Source organism: Paenibacillus campinasensis (genome assembly GCF_002272015.1).
In the GTDB taxonomy this organism is placed as follows: domain Bacteria; phylum Bacillota; class Bacilli; order Paenibacillales; family Paenibacillaceae; genus Paenibacillus_AQ; species Paenibacillus_AQ campinasensis.
In genome coordinates, this window is the sequence record NZ_NPBY01000054.1 from 1 (window position 1) to 26,429 (window position 26,429).

A 26,429-nucleotide genomic window follows, 5' to 3' on the forward strand; every position below is an offset into this window, starting at 1 on the left:
TATCATATACATGTTAGAGGACCTAGCTGAACGCGGAAATTTCACATAAATTTATGGCGGACATGAAAAAATTCCTTCTAGAAAAGAAATATTGGAAATATATGAAGAAATCTGTGATCAAATTATAAATGGAAACATTTCGGATGAAGACCTCGAAAAGGGAGTAGCTGAATATAAGGGCGTAACAATCTCATTTGATCCGCAAAAGATAAAAAAAGAAGAGTTTAAAAAATAGAAATTGCCTCGTTATTAAGAAGGAACTGGAAAAGCTTAAGGGTTAACGTTGTCATAAAGACGCCGTTAGCCTTCTGTTGTTTATCCGGTCCTCGGAAAATAAAGAGTGCAAAACCTTTGCTTGAATTCCTATATATCATCTATAAATGCGTAGACCTTTAAGCTAAGCAAAAGTTTTCATGAGTATCTCAGGGACATTCAGTTTTGCAACTCTGAATTAACTGAATATAACGCAAGATTCAGTAATAGATCGGAACGATAAGGAAATCGATTTTAATTGAACTATACACTAATATAGTTGGAACATATCGAGATTTGGGCCACCATGCAGGATATAGTGGGATAGAAAAAAGGGTCTGGTCGGCCTCATCCTTATGAAATTTATTCTGCGGTACTACCTTTTGTATACTTATCAAAAAATTGCACTAGTCTCCTAAAACTTTTTTGAGCATTTCTGTCTGTTTTTATATTGGCTAAGTAACCATGTGCGATTTCACCATGTGTCTTATCAAGGTAAAAATAGTCATTATCTGTCTGATATGACGTAAGTTCATTCGATAATGTCTTCATGTCTTCAGGAAATCCATCTGTATTGGCAGCAGTTATAGAAGAAGGTGGAAAATTATCATTTAAGTGTAATAGAGTATTAAATTGTTTTACCGCTTCGCTAACTTTTAGAATATTAGCTCCTAAGTAGTTTCCAAATAATATTTCCTCACTAAATGTAAGGTTATTAGGCGCTAAAAGGGCATCTTCAATAACAAGAGCTTTCACATCATCTGTAGTAAGTAAGGGTTCAATATCAAGACTATTCGCATATTCTTGATTTGAGATAATTGTACCATATTGGCTTGTAAGTATTGATCCTGCAGAGCTACCCATAACAACAACATTTTCCATATTTAAATTATACTTTACGCTGCTATTTACCAAAAAGTTAATGGCTTGATTCATTTGAAGGACAGGAACCGGAAATTTATAATCAGGTACTAAAGCATAACTGACGTTAACCATATTGTATCCATTTTCCACGAAGCTTATCGAATAGCATATTGGTATCATCATTTACTGCCATTGGATCTCCCATTGCCTTGTCACCTTCGAAATATCCCCTACCATGAAAGAAAACGATCGTCGGTCTCTTTATTAAGCTATCCGTATTAGGATATTCATCAGCATACTTGATGTCATTCACATAGAGTATGCCATTGCTCTTTACTTTTCTACCAGGTGGATTAAAAGGTTCAAAGGAATTAATCGGTTTTCCTTTGTATTATGCATCTTGAATGAAGCCAATAATAACTTCTGGATGTGAACGTTCATAAAAAGCAGCTGCTACATTTTAACGCTAGCGATAATAGAACGATACCCATTATTTTAGGTTCTTGTGCTTTTTTCTGGAAATAATTTAAATCATTTGATTTTTTTTATTTGCTTCCTCCTGTTTCTTGTCAGTAAACGCTACAATGGCTCTAATGTACCTTTACAAAATAAACTGAAAATCAATTGATTTAAACGATATTGTTTATGTTCAATTTACCTTTTAACGATAAAATGAGATAACTTATTAGTAATTGAAGGAGATATTTATATGTTAAACATATTAGTGGTAGAGGATGACGAAAGTACCAGAAAGTTAATGTGTGTGGTCTTACAAACGAGAGGATTCAAAACATACTGGGCCGAAGACGGGATAAAAGCGCTTGAGATCATTGAGAGGCAACATATAGATTTAGTGGTACTTGATTTAATGATGCCGAAGATGGACGGTTACGAATTGACACGGCAACTTCGGGTAATATCGGAACACCTCCCGATATTGATGGTTACAGCCAAACAGGAACCGAAAGATAAAAGGCAGGGATTTCTTGCTGGTACCGATGACTATATGACAAAACCGGTAGATGAAGAGGAACTGCTTCTCCGGATTAAAGCCCTCCTTCGCAGAGCGCGGATTGCCAGTGAACACAAGCTAACCATCGGGAACGTTGTACTCGACTATGATACGCTGGCAGTAACACGCGAAGAAGAAGTTAACATCCTTCCAGCAAAAGAATTTTACCTGCTATTTAAATTACTTTCATATCCAAACATGATATTCACCCGTTTGCAGCTTATGGATGAAATTTGGGGTATGGAATCGGAAACAGATGACCACACACTAACAGTCCATATCAATCGCTTGCGTAACCGTTTTCGAGAATGGAAAGAGTTTGAGATTATCGCGGTTAGAGGACTCGGTTATAAGGCGGTGCTCCAAACCAAATGAAAGAATTTTTTCGCAAACGAATAAGTCTTACGATCACGTTGGTCATGTTTGTTTTCGGTGTGTTGGTGGCTACATTGCTACTGTTAATCGGCTTTAGCATTCTCCTGCAAAATCTGGATATTATTTCGCTTGCTCCTTCTCCGAGCCAAGGATTAGGTGAACGTCTCTTTTCAATTCTTTTTCTTTTCGGCCTATGCGTATTGATAGGAACTTCACTTACTGCATTTCTCAGCAAAAAAGCCTTAAATCCTATACGCAAGGTCATTGACTCCATCCATAGGGTTGCAGATGGCGACTTTAGCGTAAAAGTGAATTTGAAAGGAATTGGAGAATTAGAAGAATTGTCAGAAAGCTTTAATAAAATGACGAAAGAACTTGCGAGTATTGAGACGCTAAGAAGTGATTTCATCAACAACTTTTCCCATGAATTTAAAACACCTATTGTTTCGATTCGTGGTTTTGCCAAAATTCTAAAAGAGAATCCTTTATCTGAGGAAGAAAGGCAAGAATATCTTGATATTATCATCAAGGAATCTGAGCGTTTAGCTACACTCTCCACCAATGTGCTTACTTTGGCGAAATATGAGAATCTTGAAATTCTAATGGATAAAAATCCGTTTAGATTAGATGAACAGATCAGAAGAACCATCATATTAATGGAACCTAAGTGGTCAGCTAAGGATATAACCATTAATTTGCAATTAGACAAAATCGTTTACAGTGGGAATGAAGAAGTGATCCAGCAGATTTGGATCAATCTTTTGGATAATGCCATTAAATTTTCCCATACAGATGGTTTGATTGAAATCACCCTTGCCATCTTTAATGAAGAGATTCATTTTAGTATCCAGGATCACGGGATTGGCATGAATGAACATACGCAAGCTCATCTTTTTGATAAGTTCTTTCAGGGCGATTCTTCTCATGCTAAAAAAGGATACGGGCTTGGACTTCCTCTTGTAAAACGTATAATAGAACTGTGCAATGGCGATATTATCGTACAAAGCGAGCAGGGAAGAGGCAGTAAATTTAGCGTAGTCTTCTATAGATAAACTGGATGTATTTGACGTAAAAACAGCTGGTAACCGGACACTTCCGGCGTCAGCTGTTTTTTTGCATTTGAGCATTTCCAGCTGTATTCTCCTCATATTCGTAATAGGCTACTGGGTTGAGCCAATCACTTAAGTCACATTAAGAATGCGATACATATGATTGAATTCCTCTATATATTCGTCAAAATGCGCTCACCTATAATTAAGAGTGTAGCCGCCATAAATGATTCCTGATCATTGAGTGGTGTGCTTCAGCCTAAATTAGCTGTATATAGTGACAAAGTTAAACAGATCACCAAATAAAGGAGAACGATGATATTGGAGTTATATCCCTATGAATTGGAGCATATTGAGACCTTGCGGCGTCATGCATCAGAATGTATGGTTCTGTTGAAGGCAAATGGCGATTTCCCACTTAGCAAAAACGGCGAGATCGCTCTATACGGCAGTGGCTCACGCCAGACGATCAAAGGCGGTACCGGCTCAGGTGACGTGAACTCTCGGTTCTATGTCACAGTAGAGCAAGGCTTGGAGAATGCTGGGTTTACAATCACCACCAAGGACTGGATGGATCGTTACGATCGTGTGCAGGAGCTGGCTCATCAGGAGTTTGTCGCTGGCATCAAGTTCAAAGCTCAAGCCACCGGCGTTCCAGCGATCATGCTGGGAATGGGCGCGGTGATGCCTGAACCGGAATATGAACTGCCGATTGAAGGAGCGGGCGATACTGCGATCTACGTGCTTTCTCGTAATTCGGGAGAAGGATCTGACCGTAATGTCGTAGGCGGTGACGTGTTGCTGACAGAAACCGAAATCCGCGACATTAGGGCAATTGCCCATACCTACAAACAATTCATGCTGGTCCTGAATGTTGGCGGTGTGGTTGACCTTACCCCGGTAATAGAAGTACCGAATATCCTAATTTTATCCCAACTTGGTGTGGTCACCGGCGATGCATTAGCTGACGTGCTTCTTGGCAAAAACTGTCCTTCCGGCAAGCTGACGACCACTTGGGCCGCCTGGGAAGATTATTCTCCAATCGGAGACTTCGGCCTTGAGGACGACACCCGCTATCGAGAAGGAGTCTATGTCGGTTACCGCTATTTTGACAGTGTATCCCAAACTCCGCTGTTCCCCTTCGGTTTCGGGCTTAGCTATACGAAATTCAGTATTGTTGAGTCTGTTGCCTCACTGGATGGTAGCCGTGTCAACGTAAACGTAACTGTGAAAAACGTGGGCTCTTCTTCTGGCAAGGAAGTTGTTCAGTTGTACGTCTCGGTTCCCTCCGGGAAGCTGGATCAACCGTTCCAGACGCTCGCAGCATTTGCCAAGACCGAAGAGTTAGACGCAGGACAGGGACAACAAATAATGCTGAGCTTTGCAATGGAAGAACTCACTTCTTACTACACAGAGCGTACGGTTGATGTGCTGGAAGCAGGAGATTATCTGCTGCGTGTGGGCAGTAGCAGCCGGGACACCCACATTTGCGGCATCGTTCGCATGAACCAGGAGGTAATTACGCGGCAGCTATCCCACGCAGGCGGCACGCCGGATTTCGAGGACTGGAAGCCGGAAGCTCAGCAATGGACTTATGCCGGGGAATCCGATAAAAGAGCCAATGCTCCGGTATTGATTCTTAGTGCCGATGACTTTGTTGCAGGGGTGAATCCTGCGATACCGGAAATCGACTCTGCTGTAAGGAATATGGTCGAAGGTCTGTCAGACAGTGAATTGGCCTGGCTCTGTGTAGGGAATTACCGCTCCGGCAATGAAAGCGGCAGCGTTATCGGCAACGCAGCCTTCACGGTGGCCGGCGCGGCCGGTGAGACCACTACGCGGCTAAAAGAAAAGGGCATTCCTTCTTTGGTCATGTCAGACGGACCAGCCGGTCTGCGGCTCAGCCGCCAGTACGGTATTGATGAGTTGGGTGTTTACGCCGTGGGAGAATCCATTCCACCGACGCTTGTTGACTTTATGGATGATACGGTGATGGCGGCTCTTGGATTTCAGAAATCGGGAGGAGTGGAGCGCAGCGGCAGGATTTTTGACCAGTATTGTACCGCGCTGCCAATTGGCACGGCTCTGGCTCAAAGCTGGAATCTGGATTTCTGCCGGGCTTGCGGCGATATCGTAGGTGATGAGATGGAGCGATTCGGTGTGCATCTGTGGCTTGCCCCTGCATTTAATATTCATCGTAGCCCGCTGTGCGGCCGGAATTATGAATACTTCTCCGAAGATCCGCTCATCAGCGGCAGAGTGGCCGCAGCCATTACGCGTGGTGTGCAGAGTCATCCCGGGTGTGGCGTAACTATCAAGCATTACGTAGCTAACAATCAGGAAACCAACCGTTTCCGCTCCAACAGTGTCGTCAGCGAGCGAGCCCTACGGGACATTTATCTGCGCGGGTTCAAAATCTGTATTGAAGAATCGCAGCCCTACGCCTTGATGACCTCCTACAATCTGCTTAACGGGGTGCACACCTCAGAGCGTAAGGACATTATCACCGGTATTTTGCGAGAGGAATGGGGCTTTGACGGCATAGTCATGTCAGACTGGGTCGTTAACGGTGTTCAGCATGGGATAAAAAAGTATCCTTATGCCACGGCAGCAAAGAGCATTAAGGCTGGCAACGATGTGATGATGCCCGGCGGCGAAGCGGATCACACGGATGTGCTGACGGCCCTTGCCGGTACCAACAAAGCTGTCACATTGACGCGGGATGAAGTCCAGGGCAGTGCCGCACGTATTATCCATATAGTACTTAGACTGGCGGGGGTCAAGACACGACCATCTATTATTTTAGAAAAGGGAGTCTGAGAACCTATGAAGACACATGAAATAATTTTAAATGAAACTAGAAATGTGAAGTTTTCGGCTTGGATACAAAACGTGGGCGGTGAATTCGGCAAGCTGGAGAAGCGCCCCGCCATTCTGATTCTGCCCGGCGGCGGATACAGCTTCTGCTCCGACCGGGAAGCAGAGGTTGTCGCTGCTCCTTATCTGAAGGCTGGGTTTCAGACCTTCATTCTCCGTTATTCAACCGGGGAGCACAAAGATTGGCCTAATCCACTGAATGATTACGAGCAGGCCATGGATCTAATCCTGAACAGGGCGGATGAATGGCATGTGCAGACGGACAAAATTGCGGTTCTCGGGTTTTCGGCCGGTGGACATCTGGCCGCTTGTGCAGCTACTAAAGGAAAACACAGACCTAATGCGGCGATCCTTGGCTATGCAGCTTTGTCGCAGGAAACGGCCGATATGTGCCAACCAGGTATGCCTTCGCCGATTAATGATGTCGACAAAGATACTTGTCCGGTTTTCTTGTTTGCTACCCGAAATGACAATATCGTGTCTGTTCAAGACACGGTGGACTTTGAGAAGGCGCTGCTTGCTAACGGCATCATGTTTGAGTCTCACATCTATGCTTATGGTATGCATGGATTTAGCACCGGCGAAAGCTATCTGAATCCCAATAAAAACTGCAGCCGTGTTTCCCATTGGGTACAGGACAGCATCGAGTGGCTGGCAGAAGTGTTCGGCACGCTGCAATCGGAGGGCTTCAGTTCCCCTGCTTATTCCGGTAGGGTCAACGGAGACTGGGATACAATGTTGTCTGCAGACTGCACCATGGCTCATTTGCGTAAGCAGCCGGAGGCGGTGCAGCAGTTACTTGCAGAGGTCATTGCGGTTTTAAGCGCGATTGTGGCGCAGAAAACGGGAAAAGGGTTGAGTATGACCCCATTTTTTAAGATGATCAAGCTTCGGGATCTAATGACAATGATCGGCCAGCCGGAAAGCGCCATTGAGCGGATTGATGTTTCATTAAGGCAGTTCTCTAACGTAAGGTGATCAGCAGTAAATAAGAAACGTTAGGGTCTCAAAGTCCGGTATCTTTATATGTTCTCCATCATGGATGGTATGTTGGCGATCTCCAGTGTACTAAGCGAGAAATGGCAAGGAACTCCAGGAAAACTATTATACAGCGGTTGTTTAAGGACGAGATAACTAGGCCGTGAGGACATATCAAGGATAAACAAGCATGTTGGTTGGCTTTGATTTGGCCTCAGGGTTTTGCTCAACGATAGACAAGAAGTGGCTCCTTGGGCTTCTTCTCAAAATATATGATCTTGACTCAGTAGACCAAACTCGCTTTGTTCGAAATTTTCTGAATTCTTTGTTTCATACAGTTAAATGCTTAGAACAGACTAGCGCCGTGTTTGTATCGACACTAGCGGTGTTAGTTTTCCCGTTTATTTATTCATACCAATGCCTTCCTAAATATTAAACTGAATCCCCTCATTTCGATACCACTGTAAACCACTTTACTAATTCAGATTCACGGTAATCTCTTTCCCACATGTGTTTGTAAGCACGTTAATGGAAAACAAGAAAAAACGCTCAAATTCCCTAATGCTAATGTCAAAGTAGTTTTGCCTTTCTTCCGCAGTTAAAAGGATCAATGCTTTTATTGCTGAAATAAACTTATCAGTTGATCTTCAGTTTATTTTATACTGCTACGCCAGAGCCATTGCAGCATATAGAGTCTATTTGCAAGGAAAAGAGGAAGGGGTAAGTTTAAACCACCTTATGCAGGTACTTTTATATTTATTTTAAAGTGGAGAAGTAGATTTTTACTTTCACCAGAAAGTCAAGGAGACAATTATGACAGTTAGGAATACAAAAAAGAAAAAACATAGAGGACTGAAAATAGCAGGTACACTTTTGCTGGTAATTATTGCAATAGGCGTTAGTGGATTCATTGGCCTCAAACATTATATAACGGCTGAATTTCCAGAAATAATGGATAATCCGAAGGTTGGAAAATGGAATAACATTTATCCAAAAGGAGCATTGTCCGCTTTGGGTGAACAGTGGCACGGCAATATTAAAATCGGAAAAGAAAATAAAGTCTTAATTAAGTTCTATGGTGGCGGAGTTAGTATAGATGATTACACAGAAGAAAGACCAAATATAAAAGGTATTAAAGATGGCTTTTATAATGTAGCTAACTTAGGCGGTGATAACTTAGCCAAAAGGGGAATTAGTGGAACTCAAAGTAAAAATCCATTTAAAGATTGGACTGTAATTACAGTACCCTATTCAACAGGAGACTTTCATGCTGGAGCTGGAGCCTATGAATATGTAAAAGAAGACGGTACAGAAGATGTAAAATATCATTATGGCTATATTAACTATACCAAAATGCTCGATGAGGCATTGAAGTACATCGATAATGATCCGGAAGCTTTAGTAATTACAGGTTCTTCTGCTGGTGGATTTGGGACAGCACTTCTTGCTGATGACATCATTGGTCATTTTCCAAACACTGAAAATATTACAGTTGCCGTAGATAGTTCACTTCTTTTATATGACAAATGGCATGAGACTGCTGAGAATATATGGCATGCTCCACAAGAAATATCTGATAGATTAACAACGGACAATATAACACTAGATAGCTTAGTTGCTTTAAAAGAAAATTATAATGAAAGAGTCAAAATTTTATTTGACTGTTCTGTAAGAGACTCATTGCTTTCTAAATATCAAGGCTATATAACTAATGGAACTTATGCAGCATCTAGGGAAAGAGGAGATGAGTTTCAAAGTGATTTAAAAGAAATGGTTAATGATCTTCAAGAAAAAATACCAGGCGTTGGAGTATTTATTTTTGAAGGATCGATCAACAAAGATACACATTTAACTCAACATACCATATCAGTTGGGTCTCAAGTATTTAAAAAATTTACAGTTGATAAAAGTATTGCTGAATGGATGGATGACGCAGTAAATGGTAATGTGAAAAGTTATGGGTTAAATCTATTAGACAAAAAATATTAGTTTGATATTTCGTTATGCAGCACTCTGTTAACATACAACAGGTGCTGCATTTTTACGGTGTTACTTTATTGTTAGTTCAATTGCTTCTAGAGTATTGGTCAGGGCAAATGTGTGACTCATTCATGCTGCCGAACTTGAAATGCGATATGTATGTTTAAATTCCTTTATATCATCGACTAATTAAGTGGACCTATAATTAAGTTGAAAAGCGCACAGGAGAGCACTTATGATGCACTTTTAAATTATAATCCGGCGAAAGCCGGATGCTCCATGACTAAGAAATGAGGGAACTTTATGCCAAACGACGGAACATTTGAGTTACTTGCTGGATTGCATGACGACAACCAGGCAGCTATGTCTTTTCTCCAAAAGCCTGTGTACAATCTTGACGAAATGGATCGCCGGGAGTCTATGATCTCCTTAGTCTATTCTGGCTGCTTCTGTATCAAATCTTCCAAGCACATCGATCCCCAGCAGCCCGGAATGGTCTATATCGATGGTAAGGCCACGGAAGCCCCATTGATCGAAAAGCCTACGGCGATGTTTGGTCAACTGGTAGGTATCATTGTCCGGAAATACCTGTTGGAATACAACAAGGAATATAAGGTTCGTTATGCGGGTGCCTATGACACCGATGGTCTCGAGATTCCGGAGTTCATCTTCAATCTGAAGACTCTGCCCCGGATCGAGCCCGGGGTCAAATACCCGGAGCACGACGCCATCGTGCTGCAGGCAGCCCGTGAAGGCGCAGTATTGCTGAAAAATGATAATACGCTTCCCCTGTCATCAGGTAGCTATGTGAACGTCTTTGGCGCTGCCGCCGTGGTCTTCCGACTGGGCTGTCTGGGTGCTGGTAAAATTAATCCCCGTTATGGCATCCGGGTTAAGGAGGGCATTGAGAAGTACTCATCTCTAGAGCTTAACCAGGAGCTGTATGAATTTTATACCGAAGAGAAGAATGTCTTTCCGCCGGAGGATGTGGTTGCACGCGCCAAGGACCGCAGCGGCACCGCTGTTGTATTTATCACCCGCGGCAGCAGTGAAGCCCATGACGCTCCAAAGGACAAGGGTGGATATTACCTGACCGATGAAGAGCGGGGGCTAATTCAGAGAGTCACCACTGCCTTTGATAAAACGGTTGCCATTCTGAATGTGGCCCATCCTATTGAAACTACATGGATTGAGGAATATGGTGTGAATGCCGTTCTGCTGACTGGACTTTCCGGCATGGTCGGCGGTCGCGCCCTGGCCGAAATTCTTGAAGGCACCGTCAATCCCTCCGGCAAGCTGCCCAACACCTGGGCCTACGACTATGACGATTATCCAAGTGCTCCTAACTTCTTGACCAAGGATCAAATCGCCAATAAATCCGGAGAAGCCCCATTTCAATACGCAGCCACAGTATATGAAGAAGGGCTGTATGTCGGGTACCGCTACTTCGATACCTTCCAAAAACCTGCAGCCTACCTGTTCGGTCATGGTCTTAGTTATACGACCTTTGATACCAAACTGAAGTCAGCCGTCAAAACGGATGTATGTAGTACGCAGATGGACGTTGAAGTCAGAAATATAGGAACCAGAGCGGGCAAGGAAGTCGTTATGCTCTACGCTCACTTTGACGGCGGAGAACTGGAGCAACCGGACAAGCGCCTGGTGGCTTTCGCCAAGACTAAGGAATTGCTCCCCGGCGAGGTCCAGATTCTCTCCCTGGAGGTCAGCGATAAGCGTCTGAAATCCTACTGCGAAGCTGAGGCAGCGTGGATCATTGAACCGGGGAAAATTAGCTTCCTTCTTGGTGGTACGCCCAATAGGGCTAAACCGGTCTGGTCCATGGACGTTGCCGACAAAATCGTTGTAGCTCAGGTAAAGAATAGGGTGGCACCTCCATTCCTGGTCAAGGAGCTGTCCGCCAAGGACCTTGCCGGGACGTATCCTCAAGGTGAAATGACCAAAGCTTATACTGCGGAGGAGTGCGAGGGATTGCTTCCTTTTAAAAACAGCCGTACCGCTGTTGGCAACGATGATGTTCCCCTTGAGCATACCACAGACCGTCTAATCCGCTTTCCAGATCTGGTGAAGAATCCTGCGCTGGTGGAACAGTTCGTGGCCCAGATGACCGACTATGAGTTAGCCCGGATGAGTGTAGGCGGACACACTGGATGGGGCATTGAGGATAACGGGTATGCGGGAACTCTTTTTAATGAAAAAGCCTTGGATAAATATGAGATCCCGGACTATTTCTTCGCAGACGGGAACAATGGTCTCAACATGTTTGAGGTCAACATTGGCTTTCCCGTCTCCACTACGGTATGCGCCAGCTTCAACGAGGAGCTATCTTATGCTGAGGGTAAAGCCATTGCTCGTGAAGCCAAAGACATGAACCTACACTGTCTGCTGGCTCCGGCTCTCAATCTGCAACGAAATCCACTCTGCGGACGGCATACGGAGTACTTCAGTGAAGATCCGTTCCTCGCTGGTCGTATGGCTGGCCAGGAAAGCCGTGGCTTCGAAGAATCCGGTGTCTCCAGCTGCATGAAACATTTCTTTGCTAACAACGCAGAGACCATGCGCAACACCAACCATAGTATTATGAGTGAACGCACTGCACGGGAGTTGTATCTGGCAGCATTTGAAACCGCTTTTGAAGTAAACAAGCCGGACACGGTGATGACTGGCTACAACGCGGCAAATGGTGTTTATTGTTCAAATGATGAGGAGCTGCTCCGCGGCATTCTGCGGGAGGAATTTGGCTTTACGGGTTATGTCATGACAGATTGGAACGGCTATGGTGATGAAGGAATGGCAGCTCCACTGGCCGCCGGAGTAAGCTGGCTGGCACCGGGAAATCCCGATGATACTCTAGTCACCCCAATCGAAGCTGCCCTGAGGTCTGGGGATCTGCCGCGGGCACGGGTGCAAAAGAACCTGGTTGATCTAATCAAGGTCGTCCTCAAGTATCAAGAGGCATGACAAATCTGTCAGTATGTGTGTTCCTTTAACAATTCTCAGGAGTGTGGGTATCATGACAAAAAGTTTAGAAGAATGGATTAAGTTAGCCAAAGAACGTCAAGCCCCTGTTTTAGATGGAGAACCAGAGGAGGGACAATGGTATAGGATTCCAGTTCTTAACGCGGTTTGCGCGAGGAGGGTCGCCTTACTGGGGCTACCTGCGTAAAGGTACTGAACCAAACCTTATTGTCTGCTTTTCTGGTGGCGGAGTATCCATTAACGAGTATACTGCGGCTAGGCCTAACCGTTTAGGTGTAAAAGGGGAGACCTTTTACTCTGCCGAAGATACCATGCCTTTCAACGACCTGATCTTGGACATCGGTATATTCAATGATGAACCGGATAATCCATTTCGGAATTGGAGCCATATCTTTGTCAGCTATTCTACGGGTGATTTTCATGTAGGGAATGGAGATTACCACTATACATCCCCCGACGGATCTCCTGCTGTGCTTCACCATCATGGTTACCGTAACTATCGGGGGTTAATGGATCAGGCGGTCAAATACCTATCTCCACAGGCAAAGCTGTTGATTACGGGCGCGAGTGCAGGTGCCTTCGGTGCTTCGGCGTTGGCTTCGGATGTCACGAGTTATTTTCCGGATTGCCATGATGTGACATGCTGTCCGGACAGTTCATTACTCCTCTACGATCAATGGCAGGCAGTCGCTCAGAACGTATGGCAGGCGGAGGAACGGATATGGCAATCCTTGCATAGCCCCGATATCTGTCTTGACTGGATGCGCAACCTCTACGCCGAGAAGGGCAATAATATAAAATATCTTTATACTTGCTCCATTCGGGATGCTTTGTTGGCCCAGTATCAACACTATATTGATTACGATACACTAGAGCTGACTCGGGAGCAGTGTCTGCAATTTGAGAAAGATCTTAAGGGGATGATCGATGTGCTGAAGGCAGAAATCCCCGGTATTGGCCTTTTCCTGACTGACAGTCCGGCAGCAGGGATAGATCCGGAAATTCCAGGTACTCAGCATACGAGGATTCTAGACTTCAATTTTCCTCTTTCTGTAATACAAGGTATAAGTCTTAGAGACTGGATATGGAGTGGTGTGAATGGAAACATTTACGATGTGGGTCTGGAGCTTTTAAATATGGAGGAATCTTAAGAACCTAAACGCTACCAAGCAGTTGGAAACGTTAAAGGGGTTCCCCTATGAGCAAAGTTATACAGCATGCGATTCGAAGATAGACAGGCAGTAGACGATCTGGATCACCAAACATTCCAGATCGTCTACTTGCCTTTTCCCTTATATTCTTTGAAAAAGAATAGTGATGCCAAAAAAAAGTCACCCCCCCTTCCGGGAACTTCGTTTAATATCAAAACAAGTTGATAACTTTGTGTTTTTGGTTAGTTTCAATTTATATAGCTATCTTAAGCTTGTTCAAGACAATGATTTCTTAGAAGACTTCGTTGAAATGAGATCTTTATTCTTCCATTTCGCTGCTTTTATCCCAGATCAGCTCCATGCGGATTCCGCCGTGTTGACTCTGGGTGATATTTAAGCTCGCTTGGGAGCCAAGCTGAATTAGCATTCGTTGTCGTATGTTCCATAACGCACAGCCCATCGTATCATCCAGTGGTTGTTCAATGCGGTGCAGTAGGCTCCAAATCTCTTCCGGAGTCATTCCTTTCCCGTCATCTTCTACTACCAGAGAATACCGATCTCCATCATCACTTCCTGATATGTGTATGATACCGGCACTTTGCTTTTTTTCAATTCCGTGAATTATGCTGTTCTCTACCAAGGGTTGAATAAGCAGCTTGGGAACAATCAGGGACATCATAGAGTCCGGAATATTAATTTGCGCATGCAGGCGGTTGATACGTAAACTCTGGATATTAAGATAATTACGGACAACACCAATTTCTTTCTCAAGTGTGGTTAGCGGATCGTTGATCCGGGTTGTGTAACGGAAATATTCAGCCAGATTCTGAGTCATCGCATTCACTGCTTCGTCATTTCCCATACGGTTCATATTGTTGATAAAGAACAGACAATTGTACAAAAAATGTGGGTTAATTTGCGCCTGGAGTTGTTTAACCAATGCTTCTCTTGAAATGATTTTTTCTTTGTATACATTTTCAATCAAATCCTCGATTTGCTGTGCCATATTATTAAAATTGTGATATAGAATAGCAAACTCGGTATTGGACGTTCTGCTAATCCGGTGCGAGAAGTCTCCTTTTTGAAGTTGACGAACACCTTTCAACAATGTAAGAATCGGGACTTGCACTTTCCTATAGAAAAATATCAGGGTCAGTATTCCGGACAAAAATAACAGAATACAGGTGATGTAAAAAAAGAATTGCGTCTTTACAATGGGTTGAAGAGCTTTGTCCAGAGGTACATAATCCACCATGTACCAACCTAATGTCTGCGCTTTCAAAAAACTGACCATATAATCCATATTGCCGACTGATATTAACTCTGTTCCTTCATTTGTATCCTGCATTTTTAATGACATTTTGGAGACCAGTTCTTGGACCAGGTTGGTATGTAAGGTACGGTTTGAAATGAAGATGGAATCAGAGTAATAGAAAAAAGGATCATTATTCTCTAATTTGGCTGAGTCCAGCATATTTTCCAAATTAGCTTTCGGAAATGTAACTCGGACCACATTTTGTTCGTATTTCCTGTACATAGAAAATAACTTTTGAGGAGATTCCAATACCCATCGCCCTTCTACCATGTCAACTGGAGGGGGTGTCTGGTTTTGAGACGAACCCACCCATTTATTCAGCAGAGTAGAGAAAATGTCAATTTGAACATTCCAACCCTGTGTAAAACTCTGGAGTTTCATTTTTTCCGAGAGATCCAGTATGAGCTGATCCTGTTCGTAATTATCCATCATGTCCACAGATTTAAGCAATCCCACTTTAGATTCCGCATTTAGAGCAACAGACAGCATGTTAAGCTGCTCAACATTGAAATCTAAAGAATTAACCAGGATACGCAATCGGTTCAGATTATTCGTTTGTATATCCTTTTTCACTGTACTTAAACTGGTCTCCACGGTGTAAGAATACATCATCAAGACTACTATTGTTGAAAGTAAAATAATAATTACCACACTGAGAAAGGTTCGGTATTGCTTTAACATGACAACAATCCTTTACAAAGAGGTAACCCCATTATAAGAATTCGTGCGATGCCTGGCAATGCGTATCGTTCGAGAACAGAATAAATCTTTGAAATGCGATATCTATGTTTATATTACTACACCAGATCTGTTTAGAATGAGATATGGAATGTTGAGAATAAGTTATTTAACGGCTGGATGCATATTTCTATAATTAAAGACGTATTCAAAAACATCATCAGGGGGGGTCTGTATGACCATGAAAACCAGAGTGCTGACCGTTGCACTTGCTACTGTAATGCTGACAATAGGAGTGCTCGGTTGCAGCAATACCAATAATCAGGTCAGTGAGAGTGACAAGATCAACAAAGAAACCAAAAAGTTGAATATTGTGAACGGAAAAATTGAACCGACCGCTACGTTTACTACAATTAGGATGGATAATCCAGTCGTTAAGTTTAGAGATGGGGAATCGATTTCAGACAATACGTTTACCCGTTGGGTGGAGAACAAGCTTGGGGTGAAAATTAAAACCTTGTGGACGGGCGGAGCTACGGACGGTTCTTTTACCACAAAAATGAAACTAATGCTTTCCTCAGGAGAAAAAATGCCGGATATCGTTAATGTAGGCGATCCAAATAATTTTAATCTTTTGATGGATTCAGGCAAGTTTATGGATGTGGGCGACGTTTTCGAAAAATACGCATCCCCGGCTTACAAAGCTGCAGTAGCGGAAAAGGAAGATGCTTGGCTTCCGTTCATTCGAGATGGTAAAAAAATGGCAATTCCCTCCGCAGATGAAGATTTTGGGCAAGCACAATCGGTGTTATGGATTCGCCAAGATTGGTTGGACAAGCTGAATTTGAAAGCACCTACTACAATAGGTGAACTGGAAACCGTGATGGATGCGTTCGTCTACCAGGACCCAAATGGTAATGGAATCAAGGACACGTTTGCCCTAGATTTTGCCATGAAGGAAAGGTTGAGCGGAGCAGCCATTGGAGATGCCTCCTGGATCTTCGGGCTATTCGGAGCGGTACCGGAAAGATGGTATCCGGGAGAAGACGGAAAGCTCCAATATGGATCTACTCAACCTGGGGTCAAGCAAGGGTTGGCAAAGCTGAACGAGTGGAAGAGCAAAGGGTATATTGCCAGCGATATCGCCTTACATGATACGAATACGATTGTGCAAGCGGTCACATCGGATAAGGTTGGCATTGTTGCTGCTCCTGCATTTTTTATGGGATATCCAGGTTCCCTTCTGCAAGCAAGCCATCCAAATGCACTATATGTTCCGTATCCGCTTCCTGTAGGGGTTGACGGACAAAATATGCGCACCAATTTGAATCTCGTGGGAGCAACGTTAATTAACAAGGATATTTCAGATGAAGCGCTGCAAGCCTTTTTTCATTATATAAACTCGATGTATGAGGGTTCTGAATCAGGGGACCCGTTCTACTTCCGAGGATATCAGGAAGGATATGATTATATCGTCAAAGACGGAAAAATTGTAACAGAGGAAAAAGAAATTCCAGGTGGAAAGATTGACACGAGTGTTTATGTCTTTATAACTTCGGGTGTGAGTCCAAAACGTAATAAAGAACTGTTTGATAAAATCGCCAACCGAGAAGAGCTAACGGACGAAGACCGTGCCTTGATGATCAGTACAGGGACAAATGCTGGTATCACCCCAATACAAAGATCGGTCTACGATGCATACCTGGTAAGTAAGAAGCAAGCTTCGGCGAATGTGAAGCAATATTATATGGGGCCTACGACCTCCACGATGTCGTCCCGAAACGAGTTACTGCAAAAAATGCAGATGGAGGCCTTCACGAAAATCATTTACGGTGAAGCTGCTGTGAATACGTTTGATCAATTTGTAGAGAAGTGGAAATCTATGGGCGGAGATACCATTACAAGCGAAGTAAATGAATGGTATGATTCTGTCAAATAAATGTTGATTAATAGGGGGCTTGATGCAGGTAACTGCATCAAGCCCCCTATTTTTTGAGTTGCAGATCTTTGAGAATTTTAATATTTAGAATGCGTTATTGGTATTTGCATTGCTTTATATCAAGCCGAAATGGCAGAAATTATAATGAAAATGAACATGGATTATAAGAATCAGCTGGGAGGATTTAGATCATGGGCATGAATACTGCTGTACCGGCAAAAAAAATGAAATTATCCAGAACAAAAGGTAGTTGGGGATTATATTTGATGATCCTGCCTGCGGTGGTACTGACCACGATTTTTGTCTATGTACCCATGAGTGGCCTCTTAATGGCCTTTCAGGATTATAAGCCTTATCTGGGGATCTCCAAATCTCCCTGGGTCGGGTTAGACCAATTCAAGTTTTTGTTTGAGTATCCCGACAGCATCCAAGTCATTTGGAACACACTGAAAATTTCGTTCCTCAAATTAGTCATCGGCATGATCAGTACGCTTGGGTTTGCGCTGTTGATCAATGAAGTGAAACATAAATTTCTGCGCACATCGGTTCAGACCTTTGTGTTTCTGCCTCACTTCATTTCCTGGGTGGTCCTCGGCGGCATTTTCATCCAGCTGCTGAATCCGGAGTATGGATTGGTGAACCAGCTGCTCCAAGCCTTGGGGCAGGAGCCTGTGTTCTTCCTGGGGAGCAACCACTGGTTTGTGCCCATTGTGCTCTTGACGGACGCATGGAAAGAATTCGGCTACGGGTCCATCATTTATCTGGCGGCTCTGGTGGGTATTAATCCAGCTCTATATGAAGCCGCTCAAATTGACGGAGCGGGCAAACTGAAACAAATGTTGAATATCACCCTTCCGAGTCTGATCCCCACCATCTGTGTCATGCTGACGATCTCTCTGGGCGGCGTGCTCAATGCAGGCTTTGACCAGATCTTCAACTTGTACAATCCGCTGGTCTACGAAAGCGGCGATATCATCGATACCTTTGTGTACCGCATTGGCTTGATCGGTGGGAACTACAGTTTCGGTACAGCCATCGGATTATTCAAGTCCGTGGTGGGTCTGATCCTGATTCTAGTGGGATACCGGATCGCTTACAAAGTTGCAGGTTACAAGATTTTCTAAGGAGTGGACCTATGCGTACAACAGCCAAATTCAGTGCATTTCAACTCATCAACAATCTGGTCATGATCATGCTGGCCGCGGTGTGCATCCTGCCCTTTCTGCATGTGTTGTCTGTTTCTTTAAGTTCCAGTGCAGCCGTATCCGCTAATCAAGTGACGTTCTGGCCGATTGGTTTGAACTTGGGTTCCTACAGCAAGGCACTGGAAGATACCCAATTACTTCGTTCCCTCTGGATCTCGGTAGAGCGGACCTTGTTAAGTGTCACGCTGGGACTGCTGGTGACCAGTATGGCAGCCTATGTGCTCTCCAAAGGCGGAGGACGAAACGGGATTGCAGGCTACAAATGGTTTGTCGGATTTTTTATTGTAGCGTTGCTGTTTAACGGGGGAATGATCCCGACGTATTTGGTAGTAACCAAAATCGGTCTGTATAACTCGATATGGGCGTTGATCCTGCCGACGATGGTCAATGTCTTTAACATCATCCTGATTATGAATTTTTTCAAGGCATTGCCGAAAGAGCTGGAAGAAGCGGCTTTTATCGACGGTGCCGGGCACTGGAAAGTGTATCTGAGAGTGATGATGCCCCTATCGCTGCCCGTCATGGCGACCGTGGGTCTGTTCACCGTAGTAGGGGAATGGAATGAATGGTTATCAGGTCAAATCTATATGAAGCCGGAGAACGTGCCGCTGAGTACGTTTTTGAAAGCTGCCATATCCATGCCGAATATCGATATCAAGAATGCAGAAGAGGCCGCGAAATTCAATGCCGTGTCCCTGAATTCTGCACAAATCTTCATCGGAGCTTTGCCGATCTTGCTGATCTATCCCTTCCTCCAAAAATTCTTTGCAAAAGGTATCGTCATTGGTGCTGTGAAGGAGTAAGTACATTCAGGAATGGGAGGGCCAAAGTTCATATGAAGAAAAAAAAGAAATCAGCAGTACTGGAAGCGATGGAAACGGATGCATGGTCGTTATTTATAAATAATTTGAAAAACTCAATGTATATGTAGTAATGACTGGTAGCTAAATTTAATTTATATTTTCCGGAGGAATCAAATTGAAGAAGAATTACGAAAATGAAATTCAATCCTTATTACTTAAAATGACCATAGAAGAAAAGGTTGGACAACTTCAGCAGTGTGGACCATCTTTGGTAGGAGCATTTGATGTAAGCTTCGAAGAACTGGTTAATATGGTGTTTGACGGAAGGATCAGCAAAGCCGATTTCCAGATCATGATGAGTACAGCTAAACAGGATTTTCGCGAGGAAGACTTAAGAGCAGGCAAAATCGGTTCCTATAATGGACTAAATGATGCGAAAAAGGCTAATGAGCTGCAAAAAATAGCTGTAACTGAAACGCGTCTAGGTATTCCACTTTTGTTCGGATACGATGTGATTCATGGCTATCGCACCGTAACACCAATTCCGCTTGCAGAAAGCTGCGCGTGGGAGCCTGAATTATGGAAAAAAACAGCAAGGATCTCGGCAGAAGAAGCGACGGCAGGCGGTGTCCATATGACATTCGCTCCAATGGTGGATGTAGCAAAGGATGCCAGATGGGGCCGTGTCAGTGAAGGGGCAGGAGAAGATGTTTTACTGTCATCCATTTACGGTGCTGCAAAAGTAAAAGGATTTCAAGGAGATGATTTGACAAAGGAAGACGCGATGATGGCCTGCGTTAAACATTTAACCGGTTATGGTGCAGCGGAGGCGGGGAAAGATTACAACCGGGTAGATATGTCGATGCAGCGTTTATTCGAAGAATATCTTCCGCCATTCGAGGCTTGTATCAAAGCCGGAGCAAGAGCCGTCATGCCCGCTTTTAATGATATTAATGGAATGCCATGCACGGTGAATTCATGGCTCCTTACGGATATTCTTCGAGGTAATTGGGGATTTGACGGAATGACCATTAGCGATGCGAATGCTATTGCAGAATGTGTCACTCATGGAATTGCAGAGAACCTAGCAGATGCAGCTAAGCAGGCCATTGAAGCCGGACTCGACATGGATATGACCTCGAATGCTTACAGCGAAACGCTGGCCGAACTGATTGCTAACGGTGACGTGGAAGAACAAGTGTTGGATCGAGCTGTGGCTGATATCCTGCGGATTAAGTTTGAGCTGGGATTATTTGATCGACCGTACCGTACTTCGGAAGAACGTGAGAAAGCTGCTATGTTGAAGCCAGCCTACCGTTCACTGGCAAGAGAGGCTGCTGAGAAATCCATCGTTCTGCTGAAAAACGAAAATGTACTGCCTTTAAAAAATGGAGTAAAACTCGGTTTAGTGGGTGAGCTGGCCAATAACCGGGAGGAAATGACAGGAGCCTGGGCCATCAAGGCAGACGGGGAAGACTGTGTAAGCCTTGTCGATGCTTGTAAAGCTCAAGGGATTAACTTTATTTACATGGCTGAAGATACAGTGACCTCTGAAGATTGCGATGTTTATGTCGCTGCCATTGGAGAATCCAAAAATCAGAGTGGTGAAGCGGCCAGTCGTGCTTCTATTGAGCTGCCCACAGAACAGATCGATTTATTGAAGAGATTAATAGAAACAGGTAAACCGGTGATTGCCGTTCTGTTTAATGGAAGGCCCCTAGCAATCCCATGGGTAGCGGACAACGTACATGCAATTGTCGAGGCATGGCATCCGGGTGTAGAAGCAGGGAATGCCATCTTAAATATACTGTTCGGGATAATAAATCCATCCGCTAAATTAACCACAACCTTTCCTTATTCCAGCGGGCAATGCCCGGTTTACTATGCACATATTAATACCGGTCGCCCGGGAGGAAAGAGTAAATTCACTTCAAAATATTTAGACACACCACTTGAGCCGGTTTATCCGTTTGGATATGGCTTAAGCTATACAACATTCCTATATTCGGATCTGCAGGTGAGGAAAGAGCAGGAAGGAATCAGAGTGTCCGTTAAGGTAAGGAATACCGGAGATCGCGATGGAACTGAGATTATTCAGTGTTATATCCGCGATATCGTGGCGAAGCGTGTCCGGCCTGTAAAACAGCTAGTCGATTTTACGAAGATTCCATTGCAGGCAGGAGTGGAAAGCGAAGTCGATTTTCTAGTTCCCTATCAGGCAATGGGCTACTATGACATAAGTATGAATTATGTTATTGAAGAAGGAGAATTTGAAATTTTTGTGGGAGGTAATTCAGTAGATTGTCTGTCAAGTAGGTTCTGGCTGTAAAACCGTAAAACTTGCTCTACTGCGATTTTTCAGAAAAAGAACATAGCGAGATCATTACTTATTTACATCGAATCGAAATCAATGAGTTAAAAATAGAAGGGAAGGGTCTTGTAGTGCCAAATAAATTAAATGATGTTCTATCCGGAAGGGAAGCTAACTATATCTTGCCTTTTTTTTGGCAGCATGGGGAAGATGAAGAGGTTCTTCGGGAAGAAATGGCCCGGATTCACGAATCGGGTATAGGTGCAGTATGTGTTGAGGCACGTCCGCACCCCGACTTTCTTGGAACGAACTGGTGGAGAGACATGGATATAATTATAGAAGAAGCCAAGACACGAGGAATGCGAGTATGGGTTCTCGATGACGATCACTTTCCAACAGGTCACGCTGCCGGCCGGTTAAAGGACGCGCCGGAAGAATTGCGCCGCGTTTTTCTATCTAAACTGCATATTGATGCTCTAGGACCAAAGGCTGGCTCATCATTTGCTGTGGCCGTTCCCAATCTTCCCGGATTTTATGAAGCCGCCTCGTCCAACCTGACTGTCATTGCGGTTCAGCGGAACTCTGTTACAGGCGAATTATTAGACGAGGCTATTGATTTGACTTCACGGGTGGTGAACGGCAGATTGTATTGGGATGTACCTGAAGGATACTGGAGAATATTTACGGTTTTTGAGAATGCCATCGGAGGAGACCCTTCCAAGCGGGATTACTTGAATCCGCTTATAAAGGATTCAACCAAAGTCTTGATCGATACCGTGTATGAAGCCTTTTACTCACGTTACCAGGAATACTTCGGGAATACCTTTGCAGGCTTCTTTTCGGATGAGCCGGGCTTCTACAGTGGAAAGAATGCAATTATTACCAACTATGAGATTACCGTTGGGCAAGATAAGGCAGATTTGCCGTGGTGCCCTGAGATGGAACGGCTGCTTGAGCAAGAACTGGGCTCTGACTATAAAACACTTTTACCCTTGCTATGGCAAAATGGCAGCAAGGAGGCAACTTCGAAGACCCGCTATTGTTATATGAATCTGGTAAGCATGCTATATGCCGAACACTTCACCGACCAAATCGGTGATTGGTGTAGAGAACGGAAAATCGAATATATTGGTCATGTAATCGAAGACAACAATACACACGCACGTTTGGGTGTCGGTAGCGGGCATTTCTTCAGAGCGTTGGGGGGACAGGACATGTCGGGGCTGGATGTCGTACTGTGGCAGCTTAATCCCGGCTTTGATGAAATCCCGTCGGCATGGGTTGCGGGTGAAGCCGACAACGAGTTTTTCAACTATGGTCTTGCCAAGATGGCGGCATCGCTGTCCCATCTCGATCCGAAAAAGCAAGGCAGAACCATGGCTGAAGTATTCGGTGCTTACGGTTGGGCCGAAGGTCTGAAGCTGATGAAGTGGATGACTGACCACATGCTCGTACGTGGGGTTAATTACTTCGTCCCTCATGCGTTCTCTCCAAAGGAGTTCCCCGATCCGGATTGTCCGCCGCATATGTATGCACGAGGTAAAAATCCGCAATATCGTTATTACAAACATTTAAATCATTATACTAATCGCATGTCTCATCTCCTGACCGGCGGATTGCACATCGCATCGGCGGCGGTTTTGTACCATGCGGAGGCAGAATGGTCAGGACAATATATGTATTTTCATAAACCGGTAAAGGAACTAATGCGTGCGCAGATTGACTGCGATGTCGTGCCGTGTGATTCGATCATTGCGGATGCAGCAGTTCAGAACGAGAAACTGACGTTGTTGAGCGAAACTTATGACTGTTTAATCGTTCCTTACAGTGAAGCACTTCCGAGTGAAGTATTGCTGCGGTTTATTGAATTAACGGAGAAAGGTTTGCCGGTTTTCTTTGTGGGCGGGCTACCAGCAAGAACGAGCGAGGGGGGGAAAGGAGAACTTGTAGAGCAATTAAAACGATGCAAACATGTAAAAGTAGTTGTTCTTGAAGATTTAGCGCAGAAGTTAAAAAGCTCCGGGTTTACAGATATCCTCACGAACGGCAGCTACCCGTTTCTGCGATACTATCATGTACGGCATCAGGATATGGATGTATTTATGTTCTTCAATGAACACCCCATTCAGGATATATGTACGGAAGTGATTCTACCGGTTAAGGGTTCGCTTGTCTTCTATGATGCTTATTCTAATAAGGTTATCCATACGTGCAGTGTTCAGGAAGGTGATTCTACCCGAATCTCGCTCGAGCTGTCCCCATTTGAGGCGATTGTTGTGCTATCAAGCGATTGCTTTGAACCATTCGAGACAGCGCCGGACTTGAAAAGAGATGGTGAGGAGATTCTCATTGAATCATTGTGGTCTATCTCGACAGCAATCTCAGAACAATATCCTGACTTTACCCCATGGGCCGAGCATCAAAAGTTGACCGATCTAAGTGTACCTAGTCTTCTACCAGACTTCTCAGGGACGTTCCGATATGAAACATTTTTGAACTACGATGGGCTTAACGGAAAACAACTTATTCTTGATCTTGGGAAAGTATTTGAAACAGCGGAAGTGTTCATAAACGGCACATCCGCTGGTGTCCGGATCAGCGCACCCTACCGTTTTGACGTAAGTAAGCTTATTCAATCAGGAGAAAATACCATTTCTGTTGAAGTAACCAATACGCTTTCAAAAGAGATTACGGATTTCTGTTCCCGGGTAGCACAGCATGAGCCAAGTGGTCTTCTTGGACCTGTCCGGTTGAGTGCTCGATAGAATTTTTTCGGAGTTACATGACATTAAGTAGTTACCGCATCCTGTAGCATTGGATCTCATAGACGGGTACGCTTGAAGCTGTCGCTTACAAAGATGACAAGGAATATGGACGTTAAAACTAAAGAGCTAACTTATGAATGAGGCAGTTGCCCATCCTGATTTTATCTTGAATTCAGAAGGGAACTGCCTTTTGTCAGGGTGACTTAATCCCCTTATGCCTCCCGCGTCTTACTTATACCTATGAGTTGTGAATCAATTGCACCCTTTTACATCAGTTTATTTTCAGTTTAGGTTCCACTAATAAAATATGAAAGAACAAAGATACGGAAACACCTTATTGAAAAAATCAAACTAAAAGGGTTAGGAGGATTGTCTATGAATTAAAAGTGATTGAAGCGAGAGTTAATGAACTGCAAGCTAAGCATAAGTGTTATCGTCAATTCACAAAATAAGAGAGGTTATTACATGAGTGAAAATAATGGAATTCCAGAACATACTTCAGAAAAAAAAAGCTTTTTCAAGCGTTACCGAGTTGCTATCCTTATCGCGTTTATTGCAATCGCGGGCATCGGTGCTTTAGCGTATTATTGGCTTAATACCGCAGGCGGAACGAAAGTGAGTAAGCTCGGCGTTATGAAAATAAGGGAAAACGCTATTACAATCAGAAAAGAAGCGAATGAAAAGGATACTTTGGGTAAGAGAATAGTTATTGAACGAGATGGTAAGGATCCAGTAGAAGCCATCTGGTATGAACCAGAAGGACGTACGGAAGATCTTCCGGTGTTTGTCTATGCGCATGGTGGTGCGTGGATCAGCTTTGATGCAATCGATGGAGATGAATTTAATAAAAAGATCGCAGACTCAGCTAACTGCGTCGTTGTCAATCTTAACTACAGATTGCTTCAAACAGAGCCATTCCCTTACCAACAGGAAGAAATGGCTGATACGGTAAAATGGCTGCAGGAAAATGCAGAATCCTTGAAAGTTCAACCTGACAATATTGTCATTAGCGGAGGAAGTGCTGGGGGACACATTACTGCCGGTGCTGCGCTGCTCCTTTCAAGAGAAAACATTAAAGTTGCTGCGCAACTCCTTGAAATGCCCTTTCTTGACTTTACAGCACCCAAAGAGGATGATTTAGGAATTTTTAGTGGGTTTATTGGACAGCTCCATGATACCTTCTTTCCTGATGTTCCCACTGATGACCCAATTGTATCTCCTCCCTATGCTTCAGCGGAAGAACTCAAGAAGCTTCCCCCTGCTTATTTTATCCTTGGAAAGCAAGACCCGCTTCATTTGCAGGGCGAACGATATGCAAAGATATTGGAGAAGGAAGGCATTTATACAAATATTAAATACTTCGATACTAATCACGGATATACAGTAGAGAAGAAGGATGAAAACGGCGAGACTGTTAGTGTAGCTGATATCGAAAATAACGAAGCGGGTGAAAAATATAAAATTGAGTTGCTCCAAAGTATATTTAATAAATGACCTATTAGCCAAAGACAGCGTAATGCCTTTAGAAGCACAATTCCTTCTCCCGAGGGCTCTCTACGAGTTCCCGGGAGTTTTTTAATCCTGTTTACAAAAATAAGAACAACATTTGGAGTTCGCTATAGAAGCAGCGTACGCTTATGGTCACTCTGCTGTTCAATGGCGGACTTACACTCACGTATCTGGTTGCAGAAGGCTCAGAGCATTTCAGTAAGGACTTTCTTCTGAAAAGCGCACCAAATACTTTATTTCCGGACGCTACTTTAAGCTTTGGTGTTGACGGATCAATGGTATTGAAAATCTGATATTCTTTATATTTCTTCGACTTACAAAATTAAGAAAAATACGTTTGAAGTAACAAACGATGGAAGGTATAAACTC

General features: G+C 43.8%; 16 protein-coding genes. 14 read left to right on the plus strand and 2 right to left on the minus strand.

What is annotated here, in order from left to right; genetic code table 11:
• Window positions 1-91 precede the first annotated feature (91 nt).
• Entirely contained in the window at window positions 92-235 is a 144-nt protein-coding gene (locus tag CHH67_RS26535) for a hypothetical protein (protein ID WP_218832027.1), read from the plus strand.
• Between the two features lie 380 nt (window positions 236-615).
• Here CHH67_RS26535 and CHH67_RS17380 read toward each other — a convergent pair whose 3' ends face one another.
• The gene (locus CHH67_RS17380; protein ID WP_218832028.1) at window positions 616-1,266 is read right to left on the minus strand and encodes an alpha/beta hydrolase; all 651 of its coding nucleotides are present in this window, start codon (window positions 1,264-1,266) and stop codon (window positions 616-618) included.
• A 559-nt stretch (window positions 1,267-1,825) separates the two neighbouring features.
• On the opposite strand from CHH67_RS17380, the gene CHH67_RS17385 reads away from it, so the two are divergent.
• The 7 genes from CHH67_RS17385 to CHH67_RS17415 all read left to right on the plus strand — a co-directional run bounded on the left by CHH67_RS17385 (window position 1,826) and on the right by CHH67_RS17415 (window position 13,535).
• Entirely contained in the window at window positions 1,826-2,503 is a 678-nt protein-coding gene (locus tag CHH67_RS17385; protein ID WP_095266470.1) for a response regulator transcription factor, read from the plus strand.
• Window positions 2,500-3,555, plus strand: coding sequence for a HAMP domain-containing sensor histidine kinase (locus tag CHH67_RS17390; RefSeq protein WP_095266471.1), 1,056 nt, complete (start codon window positions 2,500-2,502; stop codon window positions 3,553-3,555). Before CHH67_RS17385 ends, CHH67_RS17390 begins: the two co-directional genes overlap by 4 nt.
• 312 nt (window positions 3,556-3,867) lie before the next feature.
• A complete protein-coding gene (locus CHH67_RS17395; RefSeq protein WP_218832029.1) occupies window positions 3,868-6,372 on the plus strand; it encodes a glycoside hydrolase family 3 protein in 2,505 nt (834 codons plus the stop codon).
• Between the two features lie 72 nt (window positions 6,373-6,444).
• Window positions 6,445-7,407: an alpha/beta hydrolase gene (locus CHH67_RS17400; protein WP_179292154.1), complete on the plus strand. Its 963-nt coding sequence runs from the start codon at window positions 6,445-6,447 to the stop codon at window positions 7,405-7,407.
• An 813-nt stretch (window positions 7,408-8,220) separates the two neighbouring features.
• Entirely contained in the window at window positions 8,221-9,396 is a 1,176-nt protein-coding gene (locus tag CHH67_RS17405) for a pectin acetylesterase-family hydrolase (RefSeq protein WP_095266473.1), read from the plus strand.
• Between the two features lie 294 nt (window positions 9,397-9,690).
• On the plus strand, window positions 9,691-12,366 hold the full coding sequence (locus CHH67_RS17410) for a glycoside hydrolase family 3 protein (protein WP_095266474.1): 2,676 nt from the start codon (window positions 9,691-9,693) through the stop codon (window positions 12,364-12,366).
• Between the two features lie 113 nt (window positions 12,367-12,479).
• Window positions 12,480-13,535 (plus strand): pectin acetylesterase-family hydrolase, encoded by a 1,056-nt coding sequence (locus CHH67_RS17415; protein ID WP_095266475.1) that lies wholly within the window; start codon window positions 12,480-12,482, stop codon window positions 13,533-13,535.
• Window positions 13,536-13,854: 319 nt separating this feature from the next.
• Here the strand turns inward: CHH67_RS17415 and CHH67_RS17420 are convergent, their stop codons facing one another.
• Window positions 13,855-15,501, minus strand: coding sequence for a sensor histidine kinase (locus CHH67_RS17420; protein WP_218832030.1), 1,647 nt, complete (start codon window positions 15,499-15,501; stop codon window positions 13,855-13,857).
• A 262-nt stretch (window positions 15,502-15,763) separates the two neighbouring features.
• On the opposite strand from CHH67_RS17420, the gene CHH67_RS17425 reads away from it, so the two are divergent.
• The 6 genes from CHH67_RS17425 (at window position 15,764) to CHH67_RS17450 (ending at window position 26,045) form a co-directional block, all read left to right on the plus strand.
• The gene (locus CHH67_RS17425) at window positions 15,764-17,467 is read left to right on the plus strand and encodes an extracellular solute-binding protein (protein WP_095266477.1); all 1,704 of its coding nucleotides are present in this window, start codon (window positions 15,764-15,766) and stop codon (window positions 17,465-17,467) included.
• A gap of 191 nt (window positions 17,468-17,658) precedes the next feature.
• Complete coding sequence (locus CHH67_RS17430) at window positions 17,659-18,591, plus strand: ABC transporter permease (RefSeq protein WP_095266478.1); 933 nt, start codon at window positions 17,659-17,661, stop codon at window positions 18,589-18,591.
• An 11-nt stretch (window positions 18,592-18,602) separates the two neighbouring features.
• On the plus strand, window positions 18,603-19,475 hold the full coding sequence (locus CHH67_RS17435; RefSeq protein ID WP_095266479.1) for a carbohydrate ABC transporter permease: 873 nt from the start codon (window positions 18,603-18,605) through the stop codon (window positions 19,473-19,475).
• A 175-nt stretch (window positions 19,476-19,650) separates the two neighbouring features.
• Window positions 19,651-21,804 carry a glycoside hydrolase family 3 N-terminal domain-containing protein gene (locus tag CHH67_RS17440; RefSeq protein ID WP_218832031.1) on the plus strand — a complete coding sequence of 718 codons (2,154 nt, stop codon included), beginning with the start codon at window positions 19,651-19,653 and terminating at the stop codon, window positions 21,802-21,804.
• A gap of 11 nt (window positions 21,805-21,815) precedes the next feature.
• A complete protein-coding gene (locus CHH67_RS17445) occupies window positions 21,816-24,551 on the plus strand; it encodes a glycosylhydrolase-like jelly roll fold domain-containing protein (RefSeq protein ID WP_342351962.1) in 2,736 nt (911 codons plus the stop codon).
• A 465-nt stretch (window positions 24,552-25,016) separates the two neighbouring features.
• On the plus strand, window positions 25,017-26,045 hold the full coding sequence (locus CHH67_RS17450; RefSeq protein WP_179292155.1) for an alpha/beta hydrolase: 1,029 nt from the start codon (window positions 25,017-25,019) through the stop codon (window positions 26,043-26,045).
• Window positions 26,046-26,429: the final 384 nt, after the last annotated feature.

What these genes read in the sequence shown, in the direction of transcription:
- CHH67_RS17385 (WP_095266470.1), top strand. Translation starts at nt 1,826, where the DNA reads ATGTTAAACATATTAGTGGTAGAGGATGACGAAAGTACCAGAAAGTTA.
- CHH67_RS17390 (WP_095266471.1), top strand. Translation starts at nt 2,500, where the DNA reads ATGAAAGAATTTTTTCGCAAACGAATAAGTCTTACGATCACGTTGGTC.
- CHH67_RS17395 (WP_218832029.1), top strand. Translation starts at nt 3,868, where the DNA reads ATGATATTGGAGTTATATCCCTATGAATTGGAGCATATTGAGACCTTG.
- CHH67_RS17405 (WP_095266473.1), top strand. Translation starts at nt 8,221, where the DNA reads ATGACAGTTAGGAATACAAAAAAGAAAAAACATAGAGGACTGAAAATA.
- CHH67_RS17410 (WP_095266474.1), top strand. Translation starts at nt 9,691, where the DNA reads ATGCCAAACGACGGAACATTTGAGTTACTTGCTGGATTGCATGACGAC.
- CHH67_RS17415 (WP_095266475.1), top strand. Translation starts at nt 12,480, where the DNA reads ATGGAGAACCAGAGGAGGGACAATGGTATAGGATTCCAGTTCTTAACG.
- CHH67_RS17425 (WP_095266477.1), top strand. Translation starts at nt 15,764, where the DNA reads ATGACCATGAAAACCAGAGTGCTGACCGTTGCACTTGCTACTGTAATG.
- CHH67_RS17430 (WP_095266478.1), top strand. Translation starts at nt 17,659, where the DNA reads ATGGGCATGAATACTGCTGTACCGGCAAAAAAAATGAAATTATCCAGA.
- CHH67_RS17435 (WP_095266479.1), top strand. Translation starts at nt 18,603, where the DNA reads ATGCGTACAACAGCCAAATTCAGTGCATTTCAACTCATCAACAATCTG.
- CHH67_RS17450 (WP_179292155.1), top strand. Translation starts at nt 25,017, where the DNA reads ATGAGTGAAAATAATGGAATTCCAGAACATACTTCAGAAAAAAAAAGC.